Source organism: Bradyrhizobium sp., from assembly GCF_016213215.1.
Classification (GTDB): Bacteria; Pseudomonadota; Alphaproteobacteria; order Rhizobiales; family Xanthobacteraceae; genus Bradyrhizobium.
In genome coordinates, this window is sequence record NZ_JACRAW010000046.1 from 58,886 (window position 1) to 77,738 (window position 18,853).

General features: G+C 63.9%; 13 protein-coding genes. 7 read left to right on the forward strand and 6 right to left on the reverse strand.

The features are described 5' to 3' along the window. Positions 1 to 10: 10 nt before the first annotated feature. Complete coding sequence (gene ispH, locus HY852_RS09210; protein WP_291604202.1) at positions 11 to 937, reverse strand: 4-hydroxy-3-methylbut-2-enyl diphosphate reductase; 927 nt, start codon at positions 935 to 937, stop codon at positions 11 to 13. 452 nt (positions 938 to 1,389) lie between these two features. Between ispH and HY852_RS09215 the strand changes: the two genes are divergently transcribed. Continuing rightward, complete coding sequence (locus HY852_RS09215; protein ID WP_291604204.1) at positions 1,390 to 3,978, forward strand: MMPL family transporter; 2,589 nt, start codon at positions 1,390 to 1,392, stop codon at positions 3,976 to 3,978. Here the strand turns inward: HY852_RS09215 and HY852_RS09220 are convergent. After that, positions 3,946 to 4,566, reverse strand: a complete 621-nt coding sequence (locus HY852_RS09220) for a DUF2147 domain-containing protein (RefSeq protein WP_291604206.1) — start codon at positions 4,564 to 4,566, stop codon at positions 3,946 to 3,948. The two genes, HY852_RS09215 and HY852_RS09220, sit on opposite strands and share 33 nt — an antisense overlap. A gap of 124 nt (positions 4,567 to 4,690) precedes the next feature. Here HY852_RS09220 and hpnO point away from each other — a divergent pair, with 124 nt between their 5' ends. Next, positions 4,691 to 6,082 (forward strand): aminobacteriohopanetriol synthase HpnO, encoded by a 1,392-nt coding sequence (gene hpnO / locus HY852_RS09225; protein ID WP_291604208.1) that lies wholly within the window; start codon positions 4,691 to 4,693, stop codon positions 6,080 to 6,082. A 104-nt stretch (positions 6,083 to 6,186) separates the two neighbouring features. Further along, a complete protein-coding gene (locus tag HY852_RS09230; RefSeq protein ID WP_291604210.1) occupies positions 6,187 to 6,591 on the forward strand; it encodes a GFA family protein in 405 nt (134 codons plus the stop codon). Between the two features lie 100 nt (positions 6,592 to 6,691). On the opposite strand, the gene HY852_RS09235 is transcribed toward HY852_RS09230, so the two are convergent. Together HY852_RS09235 and HY852_RS09240 are read right to left on the reverse strand one after the other, a co-directional pair. Continuing rightward, positions 6,692 to 7,609, reverse strand: coding sequence for an alpha/beta hydrolase (locus HY852_RS09235; RefSeq protein ID WP_291604212.1), 918 nt, complete (start codon positions 7,607 to 7,609; stop codon positions 6,692 to 6,694). Positions 7,610 to 7,615: 6 nt separating this feature from the next. Beyond that, positions 7,616 to 9,241 (reverse strand): GMC family oxidoreductase, encoded by a 1,626-nt coding sequence (locus HY852_RS09240; RefSeq protein WP_291604227.1) that lies wholly within the window; start codon positions 9,239 to 9,241, stop codon positions 7,616 to 7,618. A 183-nt stretch (positions 9,242 to 9,424) separates the two neighbouring features. Between HY852_RS09240 and HY852_RS09245 the strand changes: the two genes are divergently transcribed. After that, positions 9,425 to 10,594 (forward strand): M20 aminoacylase family protein, encoded by a 1,170-nt coding sequence (locus HY852_RS09245; RefSeq protein WP_291604214.1) that lies wholly within the window; start codon positions 9,425 to 9,427, stop codon positions 10,592 to 10,594. Positions 10,595 to 10,778: 184 nt separating this feature from the next. On the opposite strand, the gene HY852_RS09250 is transcribed toward HY852_RS09245, so the two are convergent. Beyond that, entirely contained in the window at positions 10,779 to 12,179 is a 1,401-nt protein-coding gene (locus HY852_RS09250; protein WP_291604217.1) for a UdgX family uracil-DNA binding protein, read from the reverse strand. Between the two features lie 228 nt (positions 12,180 to 12,407). On the opposite strand from HY852_RS09250, the gene HY852_RS09255 reads away from it, so the two are divergent. Genes HY852_RS09255 through HY852_RS09265 form a run of 3 tightly spaced genes read left to right on the forward strand, consistent with a single transcriptional unit; the run spans position 12,408 to position 18,314 of the window. Next, positions 12,408 to 13,202, forward strand: a complete 795-nt coding sequence (locus HY852_RS09255; protein ID WP_291604218.1) for a DNA repair protein — start codon at positions 12,408 to 12,410, stop codon at positions 13,200 to 13,202. After that, positions 13,093 to 14,706 carry a DNA polymerase Y family protein gene (locus HY852_RS09260; protein ID WP_291604220.1) on the forward strand — a complete coding sequence of 538 codons (1,614 nt, stop codon included), beginning with the start codon at positions 13,093 to 13,095 and terminating at the stop codon, positions 14,704 to 14,706. The genes HY852_RS09255 and HY852_RS09260 overlap by 110 nt, the downstream gene beginning before the upstream one ends. Next, positions 14,703 to 18,314 (forward strand): error-prone DNA polymerase, encoded by a 3,612-nt coding sequence (locus tag HY852_RS09265; RefSeq protein ID WP_291604222.1) that lies wholly within the window; start codon positions 14,703 to 14,705, stop codon positions 18,312 to 18,314. The genes HY852_RS09260 and HY852_RS09265 overlap by 4 nt, the downstream gene beginning before the upstream one ends. Before the next feature lie 97 nt (positions 18,315 to 18,411). Here the strand turns inward: HY852_RS09265 and HY852_RS09270 are convergent, their stop codons facing one another. Beyond that, positions 18,412 to 18,699: a hypothetical protein gene (locus tag HY852_RS09270; protein ID WP_291604224.1), complete on the reverse strand. Its 288-nt coding sequence runs from the start codon at positions 18,697 to 18,699 to the stop codon at positions 18,412 to 18,414. Positions 18,700 to 18,853 lie beyond the last annotated feature (154 nt).

Here is an 18,853-nt window from a genome sequence, read left to right on the forward strand (position 1 = left end):
GTCAGGTGGGTCAGCTTGCCGCGAGTTCGGCAGGCAAGCGGAATTCGATGTTTTCTTCCCGGCCGGGCAGCACCGAGACCTTGACCGGTCCGATGCGCCGCAACGCTTCAATCACGTCATCGACGAGAACCTCGGGGGCGGAGGCGCCAGCGGTGATACCGACAGCCTTGGCGTGCTTCAGCCATTCCGGATTGAGCTCGCTGCCGTCGGCGATGAGGTAACTCGCGACTCCGGCCTCGGTGCCGATCTCGCGGAGCCGGTTCGAGTTGGAACTGTTGGCCGCGCCAACCACCAGGATGACGTCGACCAGCTTGCTTAGGTCCCTTACCGCAGTTTGTCGGTTCTGTGTCGCATAGCAGATATCCCGGATGTCGGGACCTTGGATGTCGCTAAATCGCGCCTGGAGCGCGGCGATGATGTCCTTGGTGTCGTCGACGCTCAGCGTCGTCTGGGTGATGTAGGCGACCGGCGTGTCGGTGGGCAGCGTCAGTTCCGCCACGTCCTCGACGCTCTGGACCAGGAGCACGGGGCCAGGGACCTGGCCCATGGTGCCCTCGACCTCGGGGTGGCCGGCATGGCCGATCAGGATCAGTGCCCGGCCTTTCGACATGTACCGCTTCCCCTGATTGTGAACCTTCGTGACCAGGGGACAGGTGGCGTTGAGCACGGCCAAGCCGCGCTCGGCCGCCTCTTCTTCGACCGTGCGCGCCACGCCATGGGCGCTGAACACGGTCACTGCGCGAGGCGGAACCTGCGACAGTTCCTCGACGAATATCGCACCCTTGTTCTTGAGGCTCTCGACCACGTATTTGTTGTGCACGATCTCATGACGCACATAGACGGGCGGGCCGTACTTCTCGAGGGCGCGCTCGACGATCTCGATCGCGCGCACCACTCCCGCACAAAACCCGCGCGGCTGCGCAAGAAAAACTTCCATTGGATGTCCATTACGCAAGTTGCACCAAATTGTTTATGTTCCCGGCGGCACCCCAGCCCCGCAAATTAGTGGCAATAACCGCACCATTGGTTCCAGCATTTGCGCTGGATCAGAGCTTTTTCTGCCCTAAGCGCATGGACGCACAGGGCTTTGTCTCAAGAAAACGTCGGATAGGAAAGGCGGATCCAGTTGTCCCGCCCGAGGCAAGCTACGGCGCGTGGTACTATAATAGGTTAATTTATCCCGGGAAAGCAGGGTTCCCGGCTCCCCTCACTTGTTCGTCACTTTACCCGCTGTCAATCCCGGCTATACCAGCGGCCCGCAAAGCATTGCCATTTCTCCGCCCCCTTTGGGGCCAAAACCACCTGAAACAGCATTGGATTGTTCCGGAACCCCGATGGACAGCCGGCGTTTCGCCCGGCTGTTAACACCACAAACAAGAAAGAAGAGATGTGCTGACAGGTATTGTCATATCGATCGTCAGGACCTGCACCCGTTTTGCCAAGCTGGTCCTCGTCGTCGGGCTCGTCCTTGCGGTCGCGGCAGGGTTCTACGCGACCCGCCATTTTTCCATCAATACCGACATCAACACCCTGATCTCGGACAAGCTCGATTGGCGCCAGCGCGACCAGCAGTTCGAACGCGCCTTCGATCGCGAGTCCACCATCCTGGCGGTCGTGGAGGGCGCGACGCCCGAATTGACGACCGCGGCGGCCGCAGCGCTCGCCGACAGGCTGAAGGGCGACAAGACGCACTTTCAATCGCTTGCCCAGCTCGGAAGCGGCGAGTTCTTCGAGAGGAACGGGCTGCTGTTCCTGCCGGTCGACGAGGTCGCCAGCCTCACCGGACAGTTCGAATCCGCCGCGCCGCTGATCGAAATCATGGCGGGTGATCCCTCCATCCGGGGTCTCACCGGTGCGCTTGAGACCGGGCTGGCCGGCGTCAAGCGCGGGCAGGTGAAGCTCGACGGTACCGAGCGGCCGTTCAACCTGATCGCGCAGACGGTCGAGACAGCCCTTGCCAAGGGCAACGCCACCTTTTCCTGGCGCGAGCTCGTCAGCGACAAGCCTCTGACCGACTCCGACAAGCGCGCCTTCATCGAGTTCAAGCCGGTCCTCGACTATAAAGCGCTTGAGCCGGGCAGGGCGGCAACCGACGCGATCCGGCAGGCGGCAGCAGAGCTCGACTTTCCGGGCAAGTACCAGGCGCGGGTACGGCTGACCGGACCGGTGCCGATCGCCAACGAGGAATACTCGACGGTTCAGGAGGGCGCCATCGTGAACGGCATCGGCACGATCGTCGTGGTGCTGTTCATCCTGTGGCTCGCGCTGCATTCGGCCAAGATCATCTTCGCGGTGTTCGTCAACCTCTTCATCGGCCTTGCCATCACGACGGCGCTCGGGTTGGTGCTGGTCGGCTCGCTCAACCTGCTGTCGATCGCGTTCGCGGTCCTCTTCGTCGGCCTCGGCGTCGACTTCGGCATCCAGTTCAGCGTGCGCTACCGCTCGGAGCGCTTCAAGAACGACAACCTCGACCTCTCGCTCGCCCAGGCGGCCAAGCGCTCGGCGGTGCCGCTGTCGCTGGCCGCGATGGCGACCGCGGCCGGCTTCCTGTGCTTCATGCCGACCGACTACAAGGGCATATCCGAGCTCGGCGAGATCGCCGGTATGGGCATGCTGGTGGCGTTCATCACCAGCATCACGGTGCTTCCGGCCCTGCTCAAGCTGCTCAACCCGCCCGGCGAGAGCGAGCCGGTGGGCTACGCCTTCCTGGCGCCGCTTGATCGCTTTCTGGAGAGGCACCGCGTTCCGATCGTTGCCGGCACGCTCTTGGTGGCGCTCGCGGGGCTGCCGCTGCTCTACTACATGAAGTTCGACTTCAACCCGATGAACCTGCGCAATCCGAACGCCGAGTCGATCGCGACCTTCCTCGATCTGCGCAAGGATCCGAACACGGGTGCCAACGCGATCAACGTGCTGACGCAATCGGAAGCGGAGGCAGGGCAGGTCGCGGCGAAGCTGGAGAAGCTGCCGGAAGTGCTGCGCGTGATGTCGCTCGACAGTCTTGTGCCGCCGGATCAGTCGCCGAAGCTGAAGCTGATTGCGCAGGGGGCCAAGGTCCTTGGTCCCGCGCTCAACCCGGATTCGATCGATCCATCGCCTTCGGACCAGGAGAACGTTGAATCGCTGAAGTCCTCGGTCGACAACCTGCGCAGGACCGCCGGCGACGGCAAAGGCCCGGGTGCCGTCGCTTCGCGGCGTCTCGCCGACGCGCTCGAGAAGCTCGCGGACTCCAACGAACAGATGCGCAACAAGGTGCAGGCGATCTTCGTCGTTCCGATGAAGATCATGTTCGATCAGCTCAAGAACGCCACGCAGGCCGAGCCGGTCAGCCTGAAGACGCTGCCGCCCGAGCTGGTCGCGGACTGGAAGAGCAAGGACGGGCTGATCCGTGTCCAGGCTCTGCCCCGCGGCGATCCGAACGACAACGACACCTTGCGCAAGTTCGCGGCAGCCGTCCTCGCCGCCGCGCCGACCGCGATCGGCGGTCCCGTGTCGATCCTCAAGTCCGGCGATACCGTCGTCAGCGCGTTCGTTCACGCCGGCATCTACGCGCTTCTCGTGATCGGCCTGTTGCTGTGGATCACCTTGCGCCGGATCACCGACGTCGCCATGACATTGGTGCCGCTCTTGGTCGCTGGCGCGGTCACCATGGAAATCTGCGTGCTGATCGGGTTGCCGCTGAACTTCGCCAACATCGTCGCGCTGCCGCTGCTGCTCGGCGTCGGCGTCGCGTTCAAGATCTATTATGTCGTGGCCTGGCGGTCAGGCAGGACAAACCTGCTGCAGACGAGCCTCACGCGCGCGATTTTTTTCAGCGCCATGACGACGGCCACCGCTTTCGGCAGCTTGTGGCTGTCGAGCCATCCCGGCACATCCAGCATGGGAAAGTTGCTTGCGCTTTCGCTGCTGACGACGCTCGCCGCGGTCCTGCTGTTTCAGCCCGCGCTAATGGGAAAACCCCGCGAGATCGGGGAGTAGACAGATATCGCCGACGGCGTCGGCCGGCTGGCCTTTCTGGCCGGCCTTGGCGGAAGGGTTTGCCGAGCCGGTGGTCTTCGGGGCGGGGGCGCCGGTCGCCATCTTGGGCGCCGGGCCGGTCGTCTTTGGCGCGCCCTTGGCCAGGCTGTTGGCGGGACTCGATGGAATCGGCGGCCCCACGCGCGTCCAGGTCTCGCCGCCGCACAGGAAGCCCAGTACGCAGCCCTTGATTTCGAGCTGGTCGGTGCCGATGGGCGTAATCGTCGAGCTGTAGAGCTGCCCGTCCTTGGCGTTATAGACTTGGCCCTCCCACTGGTCGGCGCCGGGCTTCTTCTTCATATCGAGCAGGATTGGCATACCGAGGGTTGGCCTGTCCTTTTTTGAAACATCGGGGTTGTTGTCATCGCGACCGCCCGGCGTCTTCTCCCAGGAGATCACGCCCCACATGCTGCCGCTACATTGCGCAACCCGGATGTTGGCCACGCCGTCCGCCACGCGCCAATCACCGGTGGGGTCCGCCGCCAGGGCCGTTGTTAACGTCGTGCAACAGCTCGCCAGTATAAGTCCGGAGTAAATGATCGAACGCATGATTTTCCCTCGGCAGTGCAACATGAATGAAAGCTGTGCTTGCGAAGATGGTCCGAAAAAGGGCAAAAGGCCGCACGAAGTTTTTTCTGTTGACCAAACAGCCAACAACCGAAGTATGTAGCGGATGCCAGGTTCAAATCTAGACGTTTCCGGGATCTTCGCGGAGCGGCACGCGCAGCGCGGTTCCATGCACTCGCGCTATTTGAACGAGCAACTCGTCCGCGTCCTAAGAACCATCGGATACGACGTGGGATTTCAGAAGGGGCAGGGCCAGTACCTCTTCGACCCTGACGGCGAGCGCTATCTTGATCTGCTCAGCGGCTTCGGCGTCTTTGCGATCGGGCGCAACCATCCCGTGCTGCGCGATGCGCTGAAAAGCGTGTTGGACGCTGATCTGCCCAACCTCGTGCAGTTCGATCTTTCCACGCTCGCGGGCGTGCTCGCTGAGCGCCTGCTCAAGTACATGCCCTACCTCGACAAGGTGTTCTTCGCCAACTCGGGCTCCGAGACGGTCGAGGCAGCGATCAAGTTCGCGCGCGGCGCGACGGGGCGGCCGGGCATCGTCTTCTGCTCTCACGCCTTCCACGGCCTGACCTATGGCGCGCTGTCGCTGAACGACGATGCAAACTTCCGCTCCGGATTCGAGCCAACTCTGCCCGGTTGCACCGCTATCCCGTTCAATGATCTTGCGGCACTGGAACAGGCGCTGTCCTCGCGGGAAGTCGCGGCCTTCATCGTCGAGCCGATCCAGGGCAAGGGCGTCAACATGCCCAGCGACGAGTTCCTGCCGGGCGCGGCCGCACTGTGCAAGAAATACGGCACCATCTTCATCGCCGACGAGATCCAGACCGGCATGGGCCGCACCGGGCGCTTCCTTGCGGTGGAGCACTGGAACGTCGAGCCCGACATGGTGCTGCTCTCGAAGGCGCTGTCGGGCGGCCATGTGCCGGTCGGCGCGCTTTTGACGCGCAAGAACATCTTCGACAAGATCTTCAACCAGATGGACCGAGCGGTGGTGCACGGTTCGACCTTCTCCAAGAATGACATGGCGATGGCAGCCGGCATTGCCACGCTCGAAGTCATCGAGCAGGAGAAACTGATAGACGCTGCGGCCAAGCGCGGCGCGGAGCTGCGGCTGGCGCTGACGCGCATGGTGCCGGGTTATGAGCTGCTCAAAGAGGTGCGCGGCAAGGGATTGATGATCGGGGTCGAATTCGGTCCGCCGAAATCGCTGCGGCTGAAGGCGTCATGGAACGTGCTGGAGACCGCCAACAAGGGCCTGTTCTGCCAACTCATCACCGTGCCTCTGTTCAAGGATCACAAGATCCTGACGCAGGTCTCCGGTCACGGCAGCCACACCATCAAGCTGTTGCCGCCGCTGACGATCACCGAGGAAGACTGCCTCTGGATCGAGAAGGCCTTCGACGACGTGATCGCCGCGAGCCACAAGGTCCCCGGCGCGATCTGGTCGCTCGGCAAGACCCTGGTCGACAACGCGATGAGGCGGTCGGCTTGAGCGAGACGTCATCCGTCGTTGCGAGCGCAGGACAGTAAGTCTCGCAAGCGGAACTTCAATGCGGCAATCGCTTTGCCTCGGTGGTCACAGCCCAGGAGGAACGAATGCGCATCGCCGGCGGCTGTCATTGCGGCGCTGTTCGCTATCAGGTGGAGGGCGATACGATGGTGCATGCGCTTTGTCATTGCACCGATTGCCGACGCCATGCCGGGGCACCGATGGTCGGCTGGGCGATGTACCCGCTGGACGCGGTCAAGGTGACGCGTGGGGAGCCGAAGGTCTACGAATCTTCAGAACACGGCCGGCGGCACTTTTGCCCGGATTGCGGTACCGGTCTTTTCTACACCAACGCGAACATGATGCCCGGCATCATCGATATCCAGAGCGCTACTTACGATGATCCCGATGCCGTTCCGGCCACGATGCACATCCAGGTCGCCGACCGGATTCGCTGGATGGAGCGCGTGCATGAACTGCCCCTCTTCGAGCGCTTTCCTCCGCAGGACTAGCGGCGGAGTCAGGTTCGAGCGCAGCGAAATCCGGGATTGAGCCCGTGTGTGGGACGCAGTCGCACTGCAGCGCCACAGTAAAGGGATTCCGGATCGTGCCCTACGCGCTTATTCCGCCTCGCCCGTCAAAATCTTGCAGGGCGTGGAACAGGAGTTGCGGCGCTTCCTGCGCCACGCAATGGCCGATCCCGTTGAATTTCCACTCGCTGGCGCGCGGAATGAGCGACACAGCCCGTGATGCCATCTCCTTGTAGATCGGCCAGGATTTTTCGGCGGTAGCGACGCGCACGGAGCAGTCGATCTCGGCGAGCCACGCGAAGGGGTTGCCGCGTGCATCTCCGGCGTAGACCTGCTCCATGGCCTCGAAGATCGGGCGCAGAATGGCCGATTCGAGTTCGGGCGTGCACCGCAGCCGCACCCGGCCATTCTCCAGGCGCGCGAAGCCGTGCCGGACGTACGCCCAGAGCGAGGTTTCGGTCCAATCCACAAACGCCGGCGCGGCGCGGTAACGCCTGAAGGCCGCATCGAAGCTGTCGAACTCGGCCTGGCGGCGTAGCACGCCCTGCACGGCAGAGCGTGCCCACTCGCTCAATCCTGCCGACGCATCGCGCGCCTTGCGCGGGTCCATCACGGTCGGCTCCATCACGAAAAGGCGCGAGAAACGCCCGGGGAGGAGTCTTGCGGCGAGCAGCAGGTCGGTCGCCCCTGCGCTGTGTCCAATCCCATAGATGTCCCGCAGATCGAGCGCTTCGATCACCCTGCAAACGTCTTCGGCGTAATCCTGGAAATGATAGAGGTTCATCGCGGGCTTGTGGCTGTCACCGTGGCCACGGCGATCGAGCGCATACACCGTGTAAGTCGATGCAAGATTGCGCGCGACCTCGTCCCAGACGTCGGCCACGAAGGCCGTGCCGTGAACCAAAAGTGCGGGCGGCTTGTACGAATCCCCCTCGGCCCACTGCACCAGCGCAATGCGCTCATTGACAGGCCCGATCGAAAGGCGGCGCTGAATGATCATGTGTGCCTAGCGGCTGTGAGAATCTTCCAAGATCATCGTCGAACCCTTCTCGGCGATCATCGCTGTAGGCGTGTTGGTATTGCCCGAGGTGATGGTCGGCATGATCGAGGCGTCGACCACGCGCAAGCCATCGATGCCGAAGAAGCGCAGACGCTCGTCGACCACGGCCATGGGGTCGTTCGCGCTGCCCATCTTCGCGGTGCCGACCGGATGGAAGATGGTGGTGCCGATGTCGCCGGCGGCCTTCGCCAGCGACGCGTCATCCTCGCCGACCGATGGGCCTGGCAGGTATTCGGTCGGGCGATGGCGAGCCAGCGCCTTCTGCTTCATCAGGCGGCGTGTGACGCGGATGGCATCGGCTGCCACCTGGCGGTCCTCGGCGGTTGCCAGATAATTGGGCGCGATCGACGGCGCTTCCTGCGGCGAAGCTGAGCGGATGCGTACGGTACCGCGCGAGGTCGGCCGCAGGTTGCAGGCGCTGACGGTGATCGCGGGGAAGCGGTGCAGGGGATCGCCGAACTTGTCGAGCGAGAGCGGCTGCACGTGGAACTCGATGTTGGCGCGGTCACGGGTTGTATCGGAGCGGGTGAAGATGCCGAGCTGCGAGGGCGCCATCGTCAGCGGCCCGCGGCGCCGGAAGGCGTAATCGAGCCCCATCAGTCCGCGCCGGAACAGGGAGTAGTAGGTTTCGTTCAGCGTGCGCGCGCCCTCGACCTTGTAGATGGCGCGCTGCTGCAGATGGTCCTGCAGGTTGCGGCCGACGCCGGGCCGGTCGAACACGACGTCGATACCGAGCGGCGCGAGCCAATCGGCGGGGCCGATGCCGGAGCGATGCAGCACCTGGATCGAGCCGATGGCGCCGGCCGAGAGAATCACTTCACCTTTGGCGCGCGCTTCGACGACCTCGCCGCCCCGAATGAAGCGGACGCCGACGGCGCGGCCGTCTTCGATCACCAGGCGGTCGACCAGGACGTTCTTCTCAAGCCGCAGGTTGGGCCGGCCGAGTGCGGGCTTGAGGAAGCCGCGCGCGGCCGACCAGCGCCGGCCACGCTTCTGGTTGACGTGGAAATAGCTGATTCCTTCGTTGTCCCCGGTGTTGAAATCCGGGATCCGCTTGATGCCCATTTCCTGGGCGGCGTCGCCGACCGCGTCCAGAATCTGCCACGACAGCCGCGGCGCCTCGATGCGCCAGCCGCCGCCCACGCCGTGATGCTCGCTTTCCCCGAGGAAATGGTCCTCCAGCCGCTTGAACAGCGGCAGCACGTCGTCATAGCCCCAGCCGGTGAGCCCGAGCTGGCGCCAGTGATCGTAGTCGGCCGCTTGGCCACGCATCGAGATCATGGCGTTGATGGCCGAGCAGCCGCCGATCACCTTGCCACGCGGATAGGCCAGGGAACGGCCGTTCAGCCCGGGCTCCGCCTCGGTACGAAACATCCAGTCCGAGCGCGGATTGCCGATAGCGAAGAGGTAGCCGACCGGGATGTGGAACCAGATCCAGTTGTCGCCGCCGCCGGCTTCCAGGATCAGCACGCGCTTGCGGGAATCGGCCGACAACCGGTTCGCGACAATGCAGCCGGCGGTGCCGGCCCCGACGACGATATAGTCAAACTCACCCTCAAGCCGCTTCATCAACCCACCTGACGCTTTTTTGAACGCCATATCCCTGCGGCGCAGCCCTGTACAGCGCTTCGAAGCGCTTTGGCTGAGCATGATCCTTTGGAATACTGGTGCCCACCATTCCTGCCCGGGCTTGGGCGGAACGGTATATGCATGCTACACACGGCGTTCAACCAAACCGGAAAGCCGAGACTTCTCATGCCCATCGTTAACCGCGTTGCCGACCTCCAAGCGGACATCCAGGTTTGGCGCCGCGAGATCCATCAGCATCCTGAATTACTTTACGAGCTCGATCGCACCGCAGCATTCGTGGCCGATCGCCTGCGCGAATTCGGTTGCGACGAGGTGGTGACGGGGCTCGGCAAGACCGGCGTGGTCGGGGTGATCAAGGGCAGGAAGCCCGCCAATGGCGACTTCAAGGTGATCGGGCTGCGTGCCGACATGGACGCGCTGCCGATCGAGGAGCAGACCGGTCTGCCATACGCCTCGAAAAATCCCGGGCTGATGCACGCCTGCGGCCATGACGGACACACTGCCATGCTGCTCGGTGCCGCGCGCTATCTCGCCGAGACGCGGAATTTTGCCGGCGAAGTGGCCGTGATCTTCCAGCCGGCCGAAGAGGGCGGCGCGGGTGCTGCTGCCATGATCAAGGACGGCCTGATGGAGCGCTTCCGCATCGATCAGGTCTTCGGCATGCACAACGGGCCCGGCATTCCGGTCGGCTCGTTCGCGATCCGGTCAGGCCCGATCATGGCGGCAACCGATTCGATCGACATCAAAATCGAAGGCCATGGCGGCCACGCGGCCCGTCCGCATAAATGTATCGATTCCCTGCTGGTGGGCGCGCAGCTCGTCACGGCTTTGCAGTCGATCGTCTCGCGCAGCGTCGATCCGCTGGAATCCGCCGTGATCTCGATCTGCGAATTCCACGCCGGCAACACCCGCAACGTGATCCCGCAGACGGCGGAGCTTCACGGCACCGTGCGCACGCTGACGCCGGAGGTGCGGGAGCTCGTGGAGAAGCGGGTGGCCGAGGTAGTTGCGGGCGTGGCCCAGATCACGGGCGCCAAGATCGATCTGACCTACGAGCGCGGCTATCCCGTCACCAGGAATCATGCCGCGCAGACGGAGACGGCGCTGCGGGTCGCCAGGGAAATAGCGGGCGAGGCCAATGTGCATGAGACGCCGCCGCTGATGGGCGCGGAGGATTTCGCCTACATGCTGGAGGCTCGCCCTGGCGCCTTCATCTTCTGCGGCAATGGCGACAGCGCCGGCCTGCACCATCCCGCCTACAACTTCAACGACGAGGCGATCGTCTACGGCACGTCCTACTGGATCAAGCTGGTGGAAAACACGATGGCGGCGTGAGCCGCAGTTGTGAACGCTTGAGCGGCGGTTTCGATCACCTCGCCCCGCTTGCGGGGAGAGGTCGGATCGCATCGCGATGCGATCCGGGTGAGGGGACTCTCCGCGAGCGCCTCTGCGGAGAATCCCCCTCACCCCGACCCTCTCCCCGTAAGCGGGGAGAGGGAGCAGTCCTTGAGCGCGAAACTTACGCCGCCCGTGCCGATTTCTTCTGCAAGCCAGCTGCGATCTTGAGGTCGTCGACGAAGCGCTTGTATTCGAGCTCCTTCGATTCCGGATCCGGCAGCCGCAACAGATAGGACGGATGCACGGTCACCAGCGCCTTGACGCCTTCATCGAGATCGATCAGCCGCCCGCGGTTCTTGTTGATGGGCGTGATCTTGCCGAACACGCATTGGGCGGCGGTCGCGCCCATTGCCACCACGAGACTGGGTCTGATCGCCGCCAGCTCCCGTTCATACCATTGCCGGCAGGCCTTGATCTCCGGCGTGTTCGGCTTCTGGTGCAGGCGGATCTTTCCGCGCGGCACGAATTTGAAATGTTTCACCGCATTGGTGACGTAGACCTTCTTGCGGTCGACGCCGGCCTCTTCCAGCGCGCGGTCGAGCATCAGGCCGGCGGGGCCGACGAAAGGCTTGCCGGAGAGATCTTCCTTGTCGCCGGGCTGCTCGCCGACCAGCATGATGGAAGCGTTCTGCGGACCTTCGCCGAATACCGTCTGCGTCGCGTCCTTGTAGAGATGGCAGGCGCGGCAGGTGGCGGCCTCTTCGCGCAGCACTTCAAGATCGTAAGCCTCGGCCTTGCGTCTCATCGAATCCTCCTGCCGAACTTTGAGTTCCGCGCCGGCTTTCATCGTGATCCCTGCTCCGGTCCAGCGGGCCGCATCCGCAAGTAGCGGTTCAAGTATCGAGGCTTCCGCCGGGTTCCTCCACTGCCTTTGCGGCGCTTCTGCCAGCGTTGCGTTCGTCCTTGGTCCCGCGGGCTGGATATAACCTCGCCGGATCTCCGCCTCGGCCTTGCTGATCCCGGGCGTGAATGAAATCACGTGGCCGTCCCAATGGACGCAAACGTCGGGCGTGAGGATCGACCACGGCATGTCGGCAAAACGCCGGGCGAAGAAAGGGGCGGTGAACTCGACAATGTGGTGCTCGGGCTCGAACCAGGCGACGTAATGCGATTTGCGGTCGCGTCCGATCTCGCGGAAACGGACCATGGCCTGCATCCGATGCGCGTCGCGATGGACCGTTTTCGCCATGGCCGTCACCTGCGAAACGTCGGGATCGGTCGCAATCTCAAGCAGATCACGATCGACTTTCAACCGCCACAGCAGCCGATAGAGGACCGCAAAGCGGTCGGGATCGCGGTGCAGGATCGCCGCTTGGGCGAGCTCGACGAATTTTGCGCTGACGTTGAAGGTCCCTTCGCCCGTTTCAGGCGGCACGGGGGCGGGGGAAGCGGACGGGCCGGGCGCGCGGCCCTGCACGGTCCAGGTCACGTCCGTTGGCGGGACGTTATCGAGTGCGAGCGCACGCGCGGCCTTCCGCCAAGTGCCGAAATCGGTTTGGCTGTCCAGGGTGATGAGAGGCATTTTGATGCTTCCTCTGCTCTGGTGATGACCGGCCATGACGGTGCGGTTTGAAACCAATCCAATTCATGGCGGATCATATTGATTTTATTAATGAATTTCAGGCGGCGCGAACACGGTTGACTCGGGCCGGCCTGTTAGCTTTATATTAGAACATATCATGAACAAATGAGCCAGTCGTTGGTTCTTCTGAAGAGCCACTGGCCACCATCCTTCGAAGGAGCGGCGAGCATGAGCGGCGCACGCACAAGCGCGCTTGCGACCTTGCGCGGCCATATCGAGCGCATCGAGACCTCGGGCGTCGGGCATCTTCTCGACCGGATCGCGCTCGGCCACCCGGAAGCCGATAGCGCGCTGCAGGGCGGGCTCGCGAAAGCTGCCATCCACGAAGTGTTTTCCGAAGGTCACCAGGGCGCGGCCGCGACCGGCTTCGTGGTCGGCCTGGCGGGACGCGTGACCGCGCGTCGGCCTCTATTGTGGGTGCGCCAGGATTTTTCCGAACGCGAAGCAGGCGCGCTGTCGATGAGCGGCCTTGCCGAGCTCGGCGTTGATCCGTGCTGCCTGGTGACAGTGCGCGCCACCGACGTGGAAGCTGCCTTGCGGACCGCGGCGGACTCACTTGCCTGCGCCGCGCTCGGCGCGGTCGTGCTCGAGCTCTGGGGCGAGACCAGGCAGTTCGATCTCGTCGCCAGTCGCAAATTGACGCTCGCCGCGCAAGCCTCAGGGGTTACTGGCCTGTTGCTGCGGATGTCAGCACGGCCGTCGCCCTCGACCGCGGAAACCAGGTGGATCTTGCGCGCGGCGCATTCGCCGCCGGGCGCGCAAGGAAGCGCGTGGGGCGCACCTCGGTTCGATGCCGAACTCGTTCGCAATCGTCATGGCCCGGTCGGGCGTTGGATCATGGAATGGAAATGTGATGAGTGCCTTTTCAGCGAACCGGCGACGTATCCTCAGCCTGTGGCTGCCGCGCCTGCCCATCGACCGCATCAAGCGGCAATTATCAACGGTCAACGACGGGCCGGATAAAACGAGCGATGAGCCGAGTATCGTCGTCGCCAAGGAAAACAACGCGCTTGTGATCCATTCCCTGGACGAGGCCGCTGCGCGCTATGGCCTGCATGTCGGCCAGCCATTGGCCAATGCCCGCGCCGTCTGTCCGCACCTGAAGGTGTACGACGCCGATGTGGCGACGGATGCCAAAACGCTTGATTACATCGCCGACTGGTGCGATCGCTTCACGCCGCTGGTGGCGCTCGATCCGCCGCACGCCCTGTTCCTCGACATCACCGGATGCGCGCATCTGTTCGGCGGCGAAGCTGCGCTGCTGCGGGCGTTGTGCGAAGCCTTGAGCCGGCAGGGCTTTGCCGTCAGCGCCGCCATCGCCGGCACCTCGGTCTGCGCGCGGACGCTGACACGTCATGCCAGCGGCTACATCGTTGCCGCCGGCGAGGAGGCCGCCGCGGCAAGCCCGCTGCCAGTGTCCGCCCTCGGCGCCGACGAGGCGATCACCGTCGGCCTGCGGCGCGCGGGCCTGAAGACCATCGGCGATGTCGCGGCGCGCTCTCCGCACGAGATCACCGCGCGGTTCGGCACCAAGTTCTCCACCCTGCTGGCGCATGCCCTGGGGCAGGGCGATGCGCCGATCAGCCCGCGCAAGCCCTTACCCGATTACATCGTGGAGAAGCGCTTTGCCGAGCCGATCGCCACCGAGAATATGATCTCGTTGACGCTGTCGCGGCTGGCCGGGACGCTGGTCGCCTCGATGGAAAGGCAGGGCAAGGGCGCGCGGCGGCTGGAGGCCTCCTTCTTCCGCACCGACGGCGCGGTGCGCGCGATCGTGGTCGAGACCGGCCGGCCGGTGACGCGCACCGAGGTGGTCGATCGCCTGTTTCGCGAACGGCTGGAGGCGCTCGCCGACCCGCTCGATCCCGGCTTCGGCTTCGATCTCATTCGCCTTGCCGCGAGCCGCACCGAGATCGTGGTGCGGGAGCAGCGCAATCTCGATGCCCAAGGACAAAATGGCGTACACGACAGCGACGAGGTCGCCGCGTTGATCGACCGCATCGCCGCGCGCATCGGCGGCAAACGCGTTCTCGTGCACCTGCCGCAGGACACGCATATTCCGGAGCGCGCGGTGCTGGCGGCGCCCGCGCAGCATCATCTGGCCGCCGCGACGGTAGCCGACTGGCCCGCGCATGCACCGGGAGAGCCGCCGGCGCGGCCCTTGCGGCTGTTCGAAAGACCGGAGCCGATTAAGGTGCCGTTCGCGACCGTGCCGGACGGCCCGCCGCATCACTTCACCTGGCGGCGCGTGGTCCATTCCGTCGTGCGGGTGGAGGGACCCGAGCGCATCGCCATGGAATGGTGGAAGCAGGACGGGCAGGTGCTGACGCGGGATTATTTCCGCGTCGAGGACGAAAACGGCCTGCGCTTCTGGATCTATCGCGACGGTCTTTACGACCGGGAGCTCGTAGACGACGAAGGCAAGCCTATTGCCGCCAACTGGTTCGTGCACGGGCTGTTCGCATGAAACCCCGTACCGAGCCGTCCTACGCCGAAATCGGCATCACCACCAATTTCTCCTTCCTGCGCGGTGGTTCGCATCCGCAGGAATATGTGCACCAGGCGGGCGAACTGCGCCTTCCCGCCATCGGCATCGCCGATCACAATACGCTGGCCGGCGTGGTGCGCGCCTATAGCGAGCTGGACAATCCGGAGCTGAGCTGCAGGCCGAAGCTTCTGATCGGCGCGCGCCTCGTCTTCATCGACGGCAGTTTCGATATTCTGGCCTATCCGCACGATCGCGCCGCTTACGGCCGGCTGTGCCAGTTGCTGACCCGCGGCAAGCGCCAGGCGGAGAAGGGCGAGTGCCATCTTAAGCTCGAAGATCTCCTGGAATTTGCCGAAGGCCAGCTATTGGCCTTGACGCTGCCGCATCGCTTTGAGGCGGCCAAGGCGCTGAACATCCTGAACCGGTTGCAGGATAGCCGCGCCGATGGCGTCTGGCTTGCCGCAAGCCTGCTCTATCGCGGCGACGACCGGCGGCGCCTGGCGCACCTGCATGAGATCGCGACCAAGGCCAGGGTGCCGCTGCTCGCGACCAACGAGGTGCTGTACCATGATCCCGGGCGCCGGCCGCTGCAGGACGTGCTGACCTGCATCCGGGAGAAGACCACGATCGAGACGATCGGCAGGCACCTTCAGGCCAATGCCGAACGGCATCTCAAGCCGGCCGATGAAATGGCGCGGCTGTTTCGCGACCTGCCCGAAGCGATCGCGGAAACCATGCGCTTTGCCGACCGCATCGAGTTCTCGCTCGATCAACTCAAATATCAGTATCCGGACGAGCCGGTACCGCCGGGCAAGACCGCGCAGCGGCATCTGGAAGACCTCACCTGGGTGGGCGCGCACCGCAAATTTCCGGCCGGGATTCCGCCCAGGACCAGGAAGGTGCTGCACAAGGAACTGCGCCTGATCCGGAAACTGAAATACGCGCATTACTTCCTCACCGTGAACGATATCGTGCATTACGCACGCGAGCAGGACATTCTGTGCCAGGGCAGGGGATCGGCGGCCAATTCGGCCGTGTGCTTCGTGCTCGGCATCACCTCGGTCAATCCGACCAAGATCGACCTGTTGTTCGAGCGCTTCATCTCCAAGGAGCGGCTCGAGCCGCCGGACATCGACGTCGATTTCGAGCATTCGCGGCGCGAGGAGGTGATGCAGTATGTCTACCGGCGCTATGGACGACACCGCGCCGCCATCATTGCCACCGTCATCCACTATCGGCCGCGCAGCGCGATCCGCGATGTCGGCAAGGCATTGGGCTTGACCGAGGACGTCACCGCGGCTTTGGCCGATACCGTGTGGGGGAGCTGGGGCAAGGGCCTCAACGACATGCAGGTCCGCCAGGCGGGGCTCGATCCGCACAATCCCATGATCAGCCTCGCGGTCGAGCTCGCCTCCGAGCTGATCGAATTTCCCCGCCATTTGTCCCAGCATGTTGGCGGTTACGTGTTGACGCAGGACCGGCTCGACACCTATGTGCCGATCGGCAATGCCGCGATGGAGGATCGCACCTTCATCGAATGGGACAAGGACGACGTCGATGCGTTGAGCATGATGAAGGTCGACGTGCTGGCGCTCGGCATGCTGACCTGCATCCGCAAATGCTTTGACCTGATCGAAAACCACAAGGGCGAGCATTGGGAGCTCGCGACCATCCCGCAGGACGATACGCCGGTCTACGACATGCTGTGCCGGGGTGAATCGCTCGGCGTGTTCCAGGTCGAAAGCCGGGCGCAGATGAACATGCTGCCGCGGCTGAAGCCGCGGGTGTTCTACGATCTCGTCATCGAGGTGGCGATCGTGCGCCCCGGTCCGATCCAGGGCGACATGGTGCATCCCTATTTACGGCGGCGGAACGGGAAGGAGGAGGTAACCTATCCTTCGCCGTCGCCCGAGCACGGCGATGCGGACGAGTTGCGGCGGGTGCTGCACAAGACGCTCGGCGTCCCGCTGTTCCAGGAGCAGGCAATGCGGATTGCCATTGAAGCGGCGAAATTCACCTCCGAGGAAGCCAACGCGTTGCGCCGCTCGATGGCGACCTTCCGCAATCTGGGCACCATCGGCAAATTCGAAGACAAGATGGTCAACAACATGATCGCCCGCGGCTATGACCCGGCGTTCGCCAAGAGCTGCTTCGACCAGATCAAGGGGTTCGGCTCCTACGGCTTTCCGGAGAGCCACGCCGCGAGCTTTGCCCAGCTCGTCTATGTCTCGTCCTGGCTGAAGCATTATCATCCGGACGCGTTCTGCTGTGCGCTGCTCAATTCGCAGCCGATGGGCTTTTATGCACCGGCGCAGATCGTGGGCGATGCCCGCAAGAACGGGGTCGAGGTGCGCGAGATCGACGTCTCGTTCAGCTTCGCGCAGAACACGCTGGAGCATGATCCGGAAAAGTGGGAGCCGGTTTTCCGAAACGGATCATGCTCAAAGAACGAGCGAGACGGCAAATATTGCGCGGTGCGGCTCGGCTTTCGCCAGATCGACGGCTTCCACTGGATCGATCCGGACGAGGAGAAGCTGAAACAAATTCAACGGTCATTCCGGGGTGCGTCCGAGGAATGTTCTTTGGTTGAACCGGTTTCGCCGCGATCTCGGCCCACCTCTCCCCGACCGGGAGAGGTCGATTTGCGCAGCAAATCGGGTGAGGGGGCTCAGGTCCCTCGAGAGACGGTGCCCCTCACCCGCGCCTTCGGCGCGACCTCTCCCTATGGGAGAGGTGTGGCACCGCCGCCGCAACATGAGGACGCGAAAACAACCGACTGGGCCGACCGCATCGTCGCGGCGCGGCGGCGGCGGCCCTTCACGTCGCTGGAGGATTTCGCCCGCGACACCGGTCTGCCCAAGCGCGCGCTGATCTTGCTGGCGGATGCCGATGCGTTCCGCTCGCTCGGGCTCGATCGCCGTGCGGCGTTGTGGGCGGTGCGGCGATTGCCCGATGATGTGCCGCTGCCGTTGTTCGAATTTGCCACCGCGCGCGAGCTGCCGGACGAGAACGCCAAAGCCTTGCCCTCGATGCCCCGGTCGGAGCAGGTGGTTGCCGACTATCAGACCATCCGCCTGTCGCTGAAAGGGCATCCGATGGAATTCTTGCGCGAGAAGGTCGCGCGCGAAAAGGTGGTCTCCTGTGCGGAGGTGTCCGATGCCAATGACCGGCAATATGTCCGCTGCGCCGGCGTGGTGCTGGTGCGGCAGCGTCCGGGCAGCGCCAACGGCGTCGTCTTCATGACGCTGGAGGACGAGACCGGCATCGCCAATATCGTGGTGTGGCCGAAGGTGATGGAGCGCTTCCGGAAAGAGGTGATGGGCGCGCGGCTGGTCCTGGTCGAAGGAAAGATCCAGAGCAGCCCCGAGAAGGTCGTGCATCTGGTGGCCGAACGGATGATCGACCGCTCTTCCGATCTCGTCGGCCTTTCCAACGACGCGCTAAGCTCAATGCCGCCCGTGCCGGCCGGGTTTGCGCTGATCGAGCCGCTCAACGACGACCGTCGCGATCACGCTGATACTCCCGCGCAAAAAATCCGCCATCCCCGCAACGTGCGCATCCTGCCGCCGTCACGGGATTTTCATTGAGCACCGTCAATGCGAGCGAAGCGAAGCAATCCAGAATCGTTCCGCAACTGCAGTCTGGATTGCTTCGTCGCTCCGCTCCTCGCCATGACGTTCACAGCTACTCCGGCGCAGCTCCAACCGGCGGGCCGCCGGGCGGGCGGTGCAGGAAGGTGAGGGAAGCATAGGCGCCGACCCAGGAGCCGAGCGCGGCGAAGGCAGCATAGAAAGCGTTCTCGGTGTAGCTGATTACGGCGTAGGAGGAGAGCAGGTACCAGATCGCGCTCCAGGTCGCGGCCGGCACGCGCTTGCGTGCCACCACGGCGGAGGTGAACATCACATATACCGCGTCGGTGGCGGCGGTCGCCAGCAGCACGGCGCCGGCGGTGAGGGGATCGATGGCAGCCATGGCGTCCCTTTCGTGATAAGAGCCAGAGCCTCGACGTTAAGGGGAGCACTACGGCCATGCAAAGTTCCGGCGCCATTCTCAAGGACATCTGGCTTGCTGCAGGCGGCGAGGCATCGGCGCTCGCTCGCGTCCGCCTGACGGGCGAAGAGCCGCA